This is a genomic window from Verrucomicrobiia bacterium (assembly GCA_035629175.1).
Classification (GTDB): domain Bacteria; phylum Verrucomicrobiota; class Verrucomicrobiia; order Limisphaerales; family DASXHY01; genus DASXHY01.
Map to the genome: position 1 here is coordinate 56436 of DASPIL010000058.1, position 13989 is coordinate 70424.

General features: G+C 59.5%; 8 protein-coding genes. 3 read left to right on the forward strand and 5 right to left on the reverse strand.

Annotation, left to right across the window (positions count from 1 at the left end):
* Positions 1-92 precede the first annotated feature (92 nt).
* The 3 genes from VEH04_09415 to VEH04_09425 all read right to left on the reverse strand — a co-directional run bounded on the left by VEH04_09415 (position 93) and on the right by VEH04_09425 (position 7144).
* Positions 93-4826, reverse strand: coding sequence for an autotransporter-associated beta strand repeat-containing protein (locus VEH04_09415; GenBank protein HYG22988.1), 4734 nt, complete (start codon positions 4824-4826; stop codon positions 93-95).
* A 173-nt stretch (positions 4827-4999) separates the two neighbouring features.
* On the reverse strand, positions 5000-5536 hold the full coding sequence (locus VEH04_09420; GenBank protein HYG22989.1) for a hypothetical protein: 537 nt from the start codon (positions 5534-5536) through the stop codon (positions 5000-5002).
* A gap of 264 nt (positions 5537-5800) precedes the next feature.
* The gene (locus tag VEH04_09425; GenBank protein ID HYG22990.1) at positions 5801-7144 is read right to left on the reverse strand and encodes a Gfo/Idh/MocA family oxidoreductase; all 1344 of its coding nucleotides are present in this window, start codon (positions 7142-7144) and stop codon (positions 5801-5803) included.
* 197 nt (positions 7145-7341) lie between these two features.
* Here VEH04_09425 and VEH04_09430 point away from each other — a divergent pair, with 197 nt between their 5' ends.
* Positions 7342-9603, forward strand: a complete 2262-nt coding sequence (locus VEH04_09430) for a TIM-barrel domain-containing protein (protein ID HYG22991.1) — start codon at positions 7342-7344, stop codon at positions 9601-9603.
* Here VEH04_09430 and VEH04_09435 read toward each other — a convergent pair.
* Both VEH04_09435 and VEH04_09440 read right to left on the reverse strand, forming a co-directional pair.
* Complete coding sequence (locus VEH04_09435) at positions 9590-9805, reverse strand: hypothetical protein (protein HYG22992.1); 216 nt, start codon at positions 9803-9805, stop codon at positions 9590-9592. The two genes, VEH04_09430 and VEH04_09435, sit on opposite strands and share 14 nt — an antisense overlap.
* Before the next feature lie 60 nt (positions 9806-9865).
* Positions 9866-11086 carry an aminotransferase class V-fold PLP-dependent enzyme gene (locus VEH04_09440; protein ID HYG22993.1) on the reverse strand — a complete coding sequence of 407 codons (1221 nt, stop codon included), beginning with the start codon at positions 11084-11086 and terminating at the stop codon, positions 9866-9868.
* A gap of 393 nt (positions 11087-11479) precedes the next feature.
* Here VEH04_09440 and VEH04_09445 point away from each other — a divergent pair, with 393 nt between their 5' ends.
* Both VEH04_09445 and VEH04_09450 read left to right on the forward strand, forming a co-directional pair.
* On the forward strand, positions 11480-12187 hold the full coding sequence (locus tag VEH04_09445; protein HYG22994.1) for a PEP-CTERM sorting domain-containing protein: 708 nt from the start codon (positions 11480-11482) through the stop codon (positions 12185-12187).
* A 227-nt stretch (positions 12188-12414) separates the two neighbouring features.
* Entirely contained in the window at positions 12415-13989 is a 1575-nt protein-coding gene (locus VEH04_09450; protein ID HYG22995.1) for a pectate lyase, read from the forward strand.

Here is a 13989-nt window from a genome sequence, read left to right on the forward strand (position 1 = left end):
GCGCGGCATTGATGGCCTTCAGCGAAAATCGCGCAAAGGGGCAGTCCTGCTTGCTTTCCCAGACCCCGCGGGCGGGCGCCGTTGCTCAAAGCTCAGGGAACTTCAATCTGATAGTAGCGCCCAGCCTCCTCCCCGCTGAGGGAGTTCGTGAATGAAAAACTGCCCAGAGAATCAAATTGGTTGGTCGAAATGCGGATCCACTCTGTCATGGGCCGCGCAAGGTTCGTGGTGGTCAGAACATGATACGTCCAATCGGGTGTGCCCCCTGAGCCTCGAATGACAAGGCCAGCCGCAACATTTTGAACCTGCGAAAGGTGCGGCGACGCAGTGCGCAAGACCCAGAGCGTCCCATCAAGGTTCAGACGCGATGTGTTCCATTTCAGGCTGTCATCGAGGGCGGGCAGGCTGAAGCTGGCGAATTCACCCGTGAATGATTCAGCCTGCAGCAAGGGAAACCGGTCGCCCGCGGCAAGGAGCTCGGGTGTCACATTCACCACCGTCAATTCTCCGTTCAATGCAAGATTTCCGCCGACCCGGATCGAATCGTTCGTCATCGGGCTTACACTGATTTCAAACACCGCGTCGCTGCCTGCTGCAAACGTCACGTTGCGATGGAAGCGCAACGCTCCGATGCCTGCGCCGGGCCGCAATCCGCCAATGATGACCGCATCGCCGCCAATGATTCCGTTCCCCCCGAGGCTGCCATTAACACCCACCGTGACGACATTCGTCGCCGCCGATTGATCGCCATTCACCAGCAATCTTCCGGCGTTGACCGTTGTCGCGCCTGAATAGGTGTTGTCGGAGGTGAGTGTCCATGAACCCGCGCCTTCCTTGATGAGCGCCGTTGTGCCTTGGAAACGCGCGTTGTTGATCGCATCCGTGTTCAAGCCACCGACGCGCCACGTGACAGAATTTTGCGCACCGGCTCCGCTGCCCGAACCGGCATTTACAACCGCTCCAACCGCGCCCGAGAATTCGCCAATCGGAATCACGCTTCCCGCATTCGCGCGTGAATACATGAAAATGTTCGAGGCGATGTGCACACGCGCGGCGGGAAAACCAGCGCCCGTGCTGACGCGAAAGTCATCCATCGTTCCGCTGGGCGGCGTGCCAGTGGTTGGCAACACGTTGAGCGATCCCGCAAAACCCGTCCAGTCGCCGCCGACGTCACCGCGCACGTAATCCACATTCAGGTTGAGCGTTCCTGAGCCTGTGACCGTGCTGGCGATGGCCTGCCGCGGACCGGCAGCGAGCGTTCCCGTTTGGCCGGATTCAATCACCAATCGATTGGTGATCGATCCGAAGCTGCTCGTGTTGTCCGCCAGCCCTGAACCGTACAGGGCAAGGCGGCCGCCACGAAAGAGCACGGGTCCCGATCCGAGCGCGAAGGTGTTGGCCGTGTATCCCCCAACGAGATTTCCGACGATCGCGAGCGTTCCGTTGCTCAGGATCGTTCCGCCTGAAAAGGTATTCGTCGTGCCCAGGGAAATCGTGCTTGTGCCCGTCTTGACCAATGCAGCCGGCCCTGCAATTCGCCCACCGCCCGTTATCGTGTAATTCCGGGTGCCGGCGAACATCAGGGAGGCCGGCTGAACAATCTGCGTCAGGTTCAACGCTGGGGTATTCGAGCCGCTGTTGTCAAAGAGCACATGCGCGCCATCGGTGAACACTGTGAGGGTCGAGCCATCAAACCAGTTCGCCGTTCCTATCACATTCCAAACGTTCTGCAAACCATCCCCGCGCCACGTCAACGCGGGCGGCGTTGCGCTCGTCGTTGCGCTGGCAGTGGCGGAGTATTCGGAGAATCCAGCCAGGTTCGTCCCACGCACCCGGTAAAAATAGGCAACGTTCGCAGCCAGCCCGGAATCCGTGAAGTTGGTCACGCTTCCACCCACCGTGCCGGCCTGCGCGAAGGCATTGCCATTACCTGTTGAACGCTCGATCAGGAACGCGTTGATGTCGTCACCCGTATGACGCCAGGTCAGTGTAATCTGTGAAGCATTCAATGCGAACGCCTGCAACTGGAAGGGTGCCGGCGGCGGGGCATTGGGGACGATCGCAAGGAGCGCAATCTGCCCCGGCAGATTGGTGAGCACGACGTCCTGGATGAAATTCCCGCTCAATGCCAGATTGTTGAGCCCGCCCGAAATCGCGCCGGTATATGAAATCAGAGGATACACACCGCCTTGCAGGAACCCGTCCGGCAATCGCACCACAATCAGGTTTGTGCCCGTCAACGTGAGATTTCCCACGACGTCCACACGATCGTTGGCACCCTGCAACGTGCTCGACAACTCAAAGTGATTGGTGGCTCCTGCGAGCGTCAGTTGATTTGAAACCGTGAGCACCCCTGCCCCGTTGGTGCCAGGGCCAACGATCAACGTGCAACCCGCCTGGACGGTCAGGCCGTTGCCGAAAATGCCCGCGCCGCCGATGGTGGCAAATCCTTCGGGTGTGCCTCTGCGTTCAACGGTCACCGCGCTGCCCGAAAACGCGCCGTTCACAATCAAGGCGCCTCCGCTGACAACTGTAGGGCCCGTGAAGGAATTTTGATTCGCAACGGTCAGGCGACCCTGACCCGCCTTGAGCAGTCCTCCCATGCCGGAAATCGACCCTGCGCCTGTGAAGATATAATCGGTTGGTGAGTACACAGTGACATGGGCGGGCTCGACGACCGTGCTCAGCGTCACAGGTGTTTGATTGGATCCGCCGATATCGAACAGCACGGATTCTCCTGCAAATGCAACCGGCGGATTGTTCGTGCTCCAAACCCCGTTCGTTCGCCAGTTCGCCGTCATTTCGTCCCACACGTTTCCAGCCGCATTGCCGCGCCATGCGAGCTGCGCCTGCGAAATCGGCGCGCGCGGCGCGGGCGACATTCCTGCGCCAAGAAAGAACCCGGGATGCGGCGGTTGATTGTATCCCGTATTCTGCCACGCAATGGCGCAACGATATTGCGGGTCGTGCATCAGCGTGTAGAAGCGGTTCGTCGAAAGCGTTGTTGCGGTGTAAATGCGCAGCGCGGAATTGTCGGCCGTGCGCCAGATGACTTCCTCGCGCCAGTCGCCGAACAGATCGGCGCTCAAGCACGGATTTGATTTCGTGCTGTTAACGGACGCGAGCCCTCCCGGCGAAAGCTGGCTGCTGGTTGAGCTTGAATTCCAGTTCCATTTTGAAATTGTCGTCCCGTCCAGCAGTTCGCGCGTGAGATCGGCATCCCACCAAAGAGCGAAGTTCATCTGTCCCGGCCTTGACCCGGAAATCTGAACTCCCGTCGAACTCATCAGTCCCCCGCGCGATGCCCATGCCTCATAGCCGGGCTGTCGCGGATCGATGTCCATCGCAATCCCGCGGCCGACATCCGAGTTTTGTCCGCTGACACCAAACAAAATGGCTCCCGTCCGTGCATCGCGGAAGTCGCCGCCGTACGGTCCATACGAACCCGGATCTTCATGGACCATCCAGATTTCCTGTCCTGGACGATTGGGATTCATATCCGAAAGATGCAATGCATCGCCGTGCCCGAGGCCGGTCGAATAGAGTCCCTGCCCATTGTCATCGATTGCCGCCGCGCCATAAACGATCTCGTCCTTCCCGTCGCCATCGACGTCGCCCACGGTCAGGCTGTGCGCGCCCTGGCCGCGATACGCGAGATTGCCACTGCCGCCCGTGTTGCTGTCAAACACCCAGCGCCTGCTCAAGCGGCCGTCGCGCCAGTCCCACGCGGCAATAACGGCGCGTGTGTAATAACCACGGCAGAAAATCCCGCTCGGCTGCTTGCCATCCAGGTACGCCACCCCGGCGAGAAATCGGTCCAATCGATTGCCATAGCTATCGCCCCAAACAGCATTGATGCGGCTGGCCGTTGGATTGTCGTTGTTGTTGTCTGGATCGCGTTTGGGATAGTAGCCGGCGCTCGCCAGCTCCTGCCCCGTACTGCCTTCGAACACGGTCAGGAATTCCGGCCCTGCAAGAACATAGCCGTTCGCCGAGCCATTCGGATTGCTGTAGCGGTAATCATCCGTGTTGTTGAACGGCGGACGCGCTCCGTTCGCATTCTGCCAATTCGCCGCGCCCGCAACGTAGTTCCCGGCACCATCGCGCGTTCCCGGCGCTGTGCGGCACATCAGTTCCGCGCGGCCGTCGCCGTCGAAATCAAAGACCATGAAATGCGTGTAATGCGCGCCAGCCCGGATGTTCGGACCGAGGTCAATCCGCCAGAGCAACGCCCCGTTCAACCTGTAACAGTCAAGCAACGTGTTTCCCGTGAACCCGCTTTGCGAGTTATCCTTGGAATTCGACGGATCCCACTTGAGGAAGATCCCGTATTGTCCATCCCCATCGACGTCGCCGGCACTGGCGTCGTTCGCGTGATAAACGTACTGGCTGCCATCGGGTGAAGTGCCGCCTGCGGGGATCGACAGCGGGATCTGCAGGTATTGCTGCGTCGGTGACTGCGCCGGAAGTGTATGGCCCGCGCTCGGAGGACTCATCACGCCGTTGGTCAGCGCACGAACAAAATAAGTGTTCGCCACTGAAAGGTTGGCGGATGCATCCACGAAATTGCACGAGTTCACAATGGCGCCGCCGGTGTTCACCAGGTTTGTGAGACCATTCGCGACCCGATACACATTGAATGCGATCGCGTCGGGATCGTCCCCGAGCAGTCTCCAGCCGACATATACTGAATTCGCTCCCGTGGAGATTGCAATCAGTCCGCGATCGAGAGCTTCCATTTGGCGCTGTGCGGCCGCCGGGCCGCAACACGCGAGAACCAGGATGAAATGCAGGTAAGTTCGAGCGATGGGGAAAGGCTGATCCATTTGGCAGTGTATGTCAGGATTGGTCGTTCAAATGCGAGCGATATTGTATCGACACGCCGCCGCCAGACCCAGCCCCGCAATGCCTGTCCCCGCAGCAAATTCTGGTTACACAGCCGCCGCGGAATGCGTGCCGCGGACGCCTGGCGGCCGGCCATCCAACCTTTTGCCCTGCGTCATTGGCTTGTTTTCTGTTGAAACAGCTTGAGCACGCCCTCTGTGATATCGATTACCTCGCCGCTGCTTTGGTATAGAAGCCCGGCGTGATTCGAAAAGCGGTCGCTTGAATCTGCGACAACATTGAAGCGGTCGCGCGCATACTCAGCCACAAGTCCGTTCACAGTGTATCGGGTGCGAATTTCTTCGGACGCGCGCTGGCGGCGTTCGAGGACGGATGCAATCGGCAACCGAGCTTTTTCCTGCTGGGCCATCAGCTCTTCGTAATTCGCAGTCAGGTTTGTGTTAGCGGGGACACGAGTGGGCATCCCCGTGGCCGGATCGAAGTGTGGTGGATAGGGACGGCGCACTCGCGACAATTCGCGATTGATCGCCTCATAACGTTCCAAATGCTGGGCGACCTCAGGCTCCAAGACCTCGCTGCGAATATCTGCCTGAATTTGACGGATACTCCAGGTGTTGATTGCGGACTCTATTCTTTCCCGGCTTGCAACAGCCAACCGAATGGAGCCGGCCCCCGCGGCGTTCTGTCGCATCCATTCAGCACCTGCCGCCGGTTCAACGTTTTTTCGCGCACAACATCCCGTTGCAAACAGTGTGGCACATGCCAGAAAGGCGAAAAGCAAACCACCGTTGATGCAAACGCGCGGCATGCCAGGTGTGATAGGCGCATTCCTGAAATGGTGGAATGCCTTCGCGTTCAAGCATCCAATCGAAGTGATAATCCTCATTGCGAACGCACCCTATGAAGCCCGATTTTGGGCGTCAAGAATTTTGCCCGGCTACGAACCCGCGTCGCTTCAAATGAACTCGTAGTCGTACGGTTTTCGCATCGACCGGGCGAGCCGGCGGTTCGCATCCTCCGCGTGTTGGCCCACGAACACTTCCTTCTCAGCATCCCACTGCAGCACCTTCTTTTCTGCCAGCCCGATCACGATCAAATGTCCAATCACGGCGGAACGATGCCCTTCCTCGACGCTCGCAATGGGATCCTTTCGCGACCGGACGCATTCGAAGAAGTTCGACATGTGATCGCGGCTGCGTTCCAGTTGGATGGAGTCCTCAGGCAAAGGCGTGCGGATTCGTTCCGGATCGTTTGCGGTGATTTCATCGCGATTGACCCAAAGCCAGCCGTCGCTGCCTTCAAACTTGATCCCGTTGCGTTGGCCATCGGCCTTGATCACAGCGCCGTACGGACTGTCATCGGGCGTGGTGCGCACGATTTGCTTCACTTCATTTGGCCATAGCAGGGTGGCTTCGAAATCGCTGGGCGCGGTGTAGCCGCCGGGAACGATTTCCGCCAGCGCGCGCGCTTCCACCGATGCCGGCCCTGGCGAGCCGAGTGCCCAGCGGACAATATCGTTGTGATGCGCGCCCCAATCCGTGACGGGTCCGCCCGAATATTCAAACCACCAGCGGAAGTTTCCATGACAACGTTCCGCGACATATTCCGCGGCAGGAGCCTGCCCCTGCCAGAGATCCCAATTGAGGCTTTCGGGCACCGGCCGTTTTTGGAATGGGCCGCCACGCAATCCGGAGGGAACAAACACACGGACCTGCTGGAGCTTCCCAATGCGCCCGTTCCGAATCAATTCACATGCCAGCCGAAAACGCGCGCTGCTCCGTTGCTGCGTGCCCGTTTGCAACACCACCTTATGCTTTCGCACGGCGGCGATTGTCCGCTTGCCTTCATCGATCGTCAGTGTCAGCGGCTTCTCCGCATAGACATCCTTGCCCGCCTGGGCAGCGGCGATGTTGATGAGCGTGTGCCAGTGATCCGGCGCCGCCTGCACCACGACATCGACGATATCCTTCTCGAATAATTTTCGGAAATCTGCGAACGCGGCGGGGGTCTTTCCATCCCTGGCAAGTTCGCGTGCAGCTGAGTCTGCCCTCGATCGATCCACATCACAAACGGCGACGATCGTTCCGTGCCGGGCAGCGTTCCGCCCGTCTGCCATTCCCATCCCTCCACAACCCACCAGGGCAATGCGGGGACGTTCATTCGGAGAAGACTCCGCCGACGTGACCTGGGCAAATGCGCGTTCAGCGTCGAGAAACCAGAGTGGAAGCCCCGCGGCGGCCGCGGTTTTCGCTGAGGTTGAAAGGAAGCTTCGGCGGGTCATCTGGCTGGACGATTTCATACAAGTTGAATTACACGCACAGCAGAGCAGAAGCTCACGCCAATGCCAGTCGTTAAAATTGATGAAGTTCATCGGCGCGCCATGCGTCTCCCTGTGACAAATGACAGGGGTCGTTTCGATATGACCGTGTGGGGAATGATGATTGCCCGCGGAGCGGCTTCAACTACTGTGTCAGCATTCTCGTCAAGCGTGCACACATGAGAACTCACCTCTGCCGTCGCTGGATCTGCTTGAGCCTCCTTTCCTCCGTGCCCGCGATCGCGCCAGGCAATGCGGCGACAGAAATCCGCTTCGCCGGGCACCCTGGCGAACTGGTGATCAGCGAAGTCAGCGAACGAACGGCGCGAATTCAGTTCTTCCCGTTCGACCTCAATGGAAGGCCGCGGCAACCCGCGAAGTCCACTGTGTTAGTCCCATTCGACGCGACGGAGAAACTGCGGCTGAAAGCGCTCGACGGAACGAAGACTGTCAATGTGGGAACAGTGCGCGTCAACGTGACAGCAGATCCCTTGACGATCGCGTTTCAACGCAATGGAAAACAGGTGCAGCGAATCGTGTTGGATGCCGCGTCCGCCACCAATGCAGCGGTTCACTTTCAAACCGCCGCGCCGGTGCTTGGCCTTGGTGAAGGTGCGCAACAGTTTGATCGCCGTGGCGCGCTTTATCCAATGGAGCCGAGCTGGGGCGGATGGAATCGCTCCGTATTGGGGTCGGTGGTTCCCTCGCCTTTCCTGATTGGCACTGAAGGCTGGGCGCTCTTCGCGCATCGTCCTGAAGGCCAGTTTGACCTGCGTGGCGACGTTGGAAAATTCGTGCCCCGCCAGGATTCCGACGGCGGCGCGGCCCTCGACATCTTTGTCGTCAGCGTCGAAGAGCCCGCGGCAGCACTTGCCGAATACATCCGTCTGACCGGGCGCCCCGTGATGCCTCCCAAATGGGCGCTTGGATACTTTCAATCGCATCGAACCCTCCCGGGTCCCGACGAACCGCTCCAAATCGCGCGCACGTTCCGCGAAAAGAACCTGCCGTGCGATGCGCTAATTTATCTTGGCACCGGCTATTGCACGAACGGCTGGAACACCGGACACGGATCCCTGACGTTCAACAGCAACGCCTTTGCTGCGGACCACGTCCGCGCCCTGCACGACTTGAATTTCAAGGTGGTGTTGCACGTGAACCGCGCGCCGCGCAACCTGTTCGGCAATTCCATCAATGAAGCTTCGGATTCCCCGCTGCATATCCGGAATTACTGGCGGCGGCACAGCGCTCTCGCAAGCTTGGGCGTGGATGGCTGGTGGCCGGACGATGGCGACGAACTTCCGCTCGAAGCCAGGCTTACGCGGCATCGCTGCTATTACGAAGGTTCGCTGTCAGACGAGCCAAACGTGCGTCCCTGGAGCCTCCACCGGACGGGTTACGCCGGCGCGCAGCGCTACGGGGGATGGATCTGGTCGGGCGACATTGATTCCAAATGGGAAACGCTCGCCGCGCAAGTGTCTGTCGGATTGAACCACGGACTGAGCCTGACACCTTTCTGGGGCACGGACACGGGCGGCTTCTATCCTTCGCGCGAACTGACAGGTGAATTGTACATTCGCTGGTTCCAGTTCTCCGCGTTCTGCCCGTCATTCCGTTCGCATGGCCGCACGTGGCTTCTGCGCCTGCCGTGGGGCTGGAACACCGGAAGCTTCGGGCCGATTGAGCATGGCCCGGCCGAACGAACCGACTTCACGGGCAACATCACACGTCCTCCGCAGCACCCCCCGCCCGGCGAACTGCGCAACGAATCCATCGAGCCGATCGCGCGCAAGTTCCTGGAATTGCGCTATCGGCTCCTCCCGTACAATTACAGCGTCGCGCGCCAGGCGGTCGACCACGGGATGCCCATGATGCGGGCGTTGTGGTTGCATTATCCTGAAGATCCCGAAGCGGTGAAGATCGGCAATGAGTATCTCTGGGGACGCGACCTTCTCGTGGCACCCGTGACAGAACCAGGCGCACAATCGCGGCGTATATACCTCCCCGCGGGCGCGTGGGTCGATTGGTGGACTGGCGAGAAGGTCGAAGGCAAACGTTGGATCGATCGGCCAGTCGACCTGGCCACGCTGCCGCTCTACGCCCGGGCAGGCGCAATCATTCCGCTGGATCCCGTGCGCCAGCACACGGGCCAGCATGCCACCGATCCCACCACGCTGCGCGTGCACCCCGGCGCGGACGGCAGTTTCGTGCTCTACGATGATGACGGCGAGAGTCTCGGATACCGTGATGATTCAGATCCGCGCGCTGTATGGATTTCCATGCGATGGAACGATGCGGAGCGCCGGCTCACGCTCGAGTCGGATCAAAGAATGAAACGAAGGCCGCCCGCCGCACGCCGGTTCACGGTTGAAATCGCAGGCCACGCCCGGTCGCTGCCGGTTGAATTCCGCGGCGAACGTGTTTCGCTCACATTGGACTAGCGTCGCCGCTCGCGCGATGTGGCGAATTTCGGATGACTTCAACGCGTTCGAAGATGGGCTCACCGTTCTCGTAATCAATCCACATCCCGGTTTTATCGCGGTACGCCAGGCATTGCTGCGAACCACATCGAACGCGAATGGGAAGAACGAGGGGGCGGGAGAATTTCACATCCTGCTGAACGCTCTTGCGAAGCGCTTTCATTACCTTCCATATACTCGACCACGACGAAACGGGGCATGGGGCGTATGCCCGATGGACACTTCAACCCGCAGAATCCGAAAGCAGTGCATCGGCGAGGCGCTCGTATTGGGGCAAGGAGTTATACAGTTGCGCTGAAACACGGATCAGGCGCGAACCTGAAGTCCAAGGCATGATTGGAACCTCGATGCCGTGCTTCTCGAGCAAACGCATCTGCAGCGGATGCTCGTTTACAGGCAACACCGGTTCTTCGTGCGCGAACCTCGCTGGCAATGGGATGGATGCCAGGGAACCAATCATCTCTTGCGGACAGGGGGCTGCAACCTCGAGCGCGTTGCACAGGAGCTCGCGCGCCGCGAGCGCCAGCGCGCGGTTTCGCGCCCTGATTTCAACCCAACCCCCAGGCAAAAGCGAGCCCATGAACCGCAATGCCTCGGACACGCTGAGCGCCGCGGTCGGATCCCATGTGCCCATCCACGCAAACTCGACCTGGAAGCGCGATCGATCTTTGCGCAGGGAATTCGCGCCGTGGCTGATCGTGAGCGGGCGGATGGCGGCCTGGCGATGCGGCAGCACATGGAGAAACGCGGCACTGCGCGGAGCGCAGAGCCATTTGTGGCAATTCCCGGTGTAATACGTGGCCCCGAGTTCCTTCAGGTTCAACAGAACCATTCCGGGTGCATGCGCGCCATCGATCAGTGTCTCAATCCCCCGCTCTGTCATTGCACGAACAATCCGTTCAACGGGCAGCACCATTCCGGTCTGGCTCGTGACATGATCAATCAACACCAGCCGTGTGCGCTCGGTGACCTTCTCCAGCAGCGCCGCGATAGGTTCGTCGCCTGCGGACAGCGGGAATGGAATGTGAACAACGATCACATTTAGTTCGAAACGTTGCGCGACAAAATCCAGCGCGTTGCGGCACGCGTTGTATTCCTGCGTCGTCACGATTACCTCATCACCGCTTTTCCAATCCAACGACCGCAGGATGGTGTTCACGCCGGTCGTCGCGTTGGGAACAAAGACGAGGTTTGCTGGATCAGCTCCAACGAATTTTGCCAGCGTGTTGCGAGCGGCATCCAACATCGGTTCGAGGTCGCGCGCGAGGAATTGCAGCGGCTGGCGTTCGAGCCGTTGTCTCAGCCCTTGCTGGTATTCCAGGACAACCCTGGGACAAGCTCCAAACGCACCGTGATTGAGATAGGTCACAGCGGGATCGAGAAGCCAGTTGCCAGGGTCGGCCGCTGGATGCTGCAGCAGAGCGGGTGTATCAAAGGTTTCCATCATCTCGGTCGAACATCTTACGTAGTCCACCGATTGCAGCCAATGCTGATCAGGCCACGTGAAGATTGTTGGAGAGCAGCACCGGGCGACGTGCATGTCACCGTTGGCGCGCCCCTCTTTTCCGTCCTCCCTCTTTACCAGGAACGAATCCCAGCGAGCCGATGACCATCAGCGGGCCCGCAAAGGGAACCAGCCAAAGCAAAGTCATCAAACACCTGGTCGCGAGAAGAAAGGCTGACGGAGCGGCGGGCAAAGCAAAGCAAACCGCGCTGTATGTTCGGTCTCCGCTATCGCACTTACGACGTTCGTCGTATGGATGTTGCGGAAACCGTTCTGCCAACCTCACAGCCGAAATACACTGAAACTCAGACACTGTTATCGAAGCACACGATTATGAAAACTCCACTCAAGGTCCTGTTATGCGGAAGCTTTTGCGCCATCACTGCCAGTGCATGGGCCGGTGTTGCCTATTCCGTCGATGGCAGCATGAACACCAGTTCCGCAGCGTGGTCTGGAACTCCGGCGATCGCTCTTGCGACACCGGGACAGGGCAACGTTTACGAAGGAGGGAACACTGGCGGCGGCGTTGTTGGGATCGCCTTCCTGACCACCAGCGCATTCAATCTCGGCGAAATCAAATTCGAGTCGCAAGGCATCCTCGGCAACAACTTCTCGCTTTCGCTGTATGATCTCGGAACGACGGTTTCAGAAACGAATCCCCGTTACACGATCGACAACACGAGCGTCGACCTCTTTTCAGCCGACCTGAATTTCTCCTACACGACTGCGGGCGGCCAGATTACGACCCTCACCTTTACGGGCGCCGATCAGGTGTCCTTGCTTGCCGGCCACTGGTACAGCCTCGAAATATTGAACAACGACCTTGCGAGCAACCTCCTTGTGGAACGCGCTTCGACTGCGTTGAGCGCGTTTATGTCCCTTGGAACGGGAGCCACTGGCGCCCGCAATAACGTGCCCGCGGGCGATCGCGATCCGGTCGCCGCAATCTACGCCGCTCCCATCCCGGAGCCTTCTTCGATCGCCCTGGTTGGCGCCGGCCTGATGAGCCTGTTCATGATGCGCCGTTCGAAAAACGGATAGCAGGTTCAGAGCACCCGCCCGGGAATCCTCTTCGATCAGGACCGCGTTCCGTGAATGGAACGCGGTTTTTTTACAGCGACCGGGAATTCCCGCGCCATCTTACGCCTCCATCGAAGGTCCAGTGAACACGGAGGCGCACCCGGCAATCAACTTTGAAAAGCCACTCGGCGATTTGCGCGAAAAATCGAGAAGGCATTTCGAGCGGGGGCTGCTAGAGTGCAGAAGCAGTGCATCGGCTCATAACCCAGCTCTCGCTCAGAACGGCGCGTCAATCGATCGCGCTGGTTCTCTGGCTCGCAACAGCCACGGCCGGAGCAGCGACCTGGTTTGTTGCGCCGAACGGACTGGATGCCAGCAACGGTTCCAGCAATGCGCCTTTCCTGACGTTGATGCGCGCGCAGTCAGCCGCCAGCGCGGGTGACACCGTGTTTCTTCGCGGCGGGAATTATTTCCTGAACAACACCCACGTCACCGCCACGAATGCGCCCTGGGCAATCGTCAACAGGATCAACAAGAACGGAATCAATTATCTCGGTTTTCCTGGCGAACGTCCCGTCTTCGATTTCTCGTCCGTGAAGCCGCCCGGGTGGCGAGTGACGGCGTTCCTCGTCACGGCAAGCGATTGCGTTTTCAAGGGCTTTGACGTTGTGGGCGCGCAGGTCACGATTCGGGCGGGGGAGGCGGGCAACACGCAATCAGAATGTTTCCGCGTCGCGGGGGGAAACCGAAATCGATTCGAACATTTGGCCATGCGCGACGGCATGGGCGTGGGTTGGTATCTCACGTCAGGACAAAGTAATCTCGTGCTGAACTGCGACGCCTATAACAATCGCGGTCTCGACAGCCTTTCGATGGGGAACGTTGACGGATTTGGCGCGCATCCATCGGCAGCGTCCGGCAGCGGCAACGTGTTCAGCGGATGCCGCGCGTGGTTCAACAGCGACGATGGATTCGACCTGATTGGCGCGAGAGCGGCCGTGACGATCGACCGTTGCTGGGCGTTCTACAACGGGTACTTCACGAACTTCACGAGTTCGGGCGGGGACGGCCACGGATTCAAGGCGGGCGGCTATGGGCGGAATGGCAGCGCAATCCCAAGTCCGGTGCCGCGGCACGTCACGCAGTTCTGCCTGGCGGTGCGCAACCGCGTGAGCGGATTTTACGCCAATCATCATACGGGCGGCCTCAACTGGTTTCACAACACTGCATTCCGCAACAGCGTGAATTACAACATGCTGTCCACCCTGGCCGACAATGAAACAGATGTGCCCGGTTACGGTCACCTGATGAAAAACAACCTGGGATTCCGCGCCTCGACGGAAGTGGCGAATCTCGGCAGCAGCAACGATGTGTCGTTCAACTATTTCACCCTGCCCGTGACGATTGCCTCGAACGATTTTGCGAGCTTCGATGAATCGCTCCTGACGCAGCCGCGCCAGGCGAACGGCGTCTTGCCGAATACTGCGTTTGCAAACCTCCTGGGATCGAGCGACCTCGTCAATGCCGGGACGAATATTGGATTCGTTTTTGCGGGAGTTGCGCCCGATTTGGGGGCATTCGAACGCGGATTGGCAATGCCCCCGTTTCTTCGGATCAGCCGGCAGGATTCGCACGTGTTGCTCAGCGGCCAGGGCGGCTGGGGCGGCGGGCCTTATCATTTGATCGCATCCACAAACCTGCGGAATTCAGCCGCCGAATGGGCGCTGATTCACACGAATCGTTTTGATGCCGCCGGAACGTTCCTGCGCACCAACGCCGCAACGCCGCCAGACAACCGGTTTTTCCGCGTGCGCCTTCCCTGA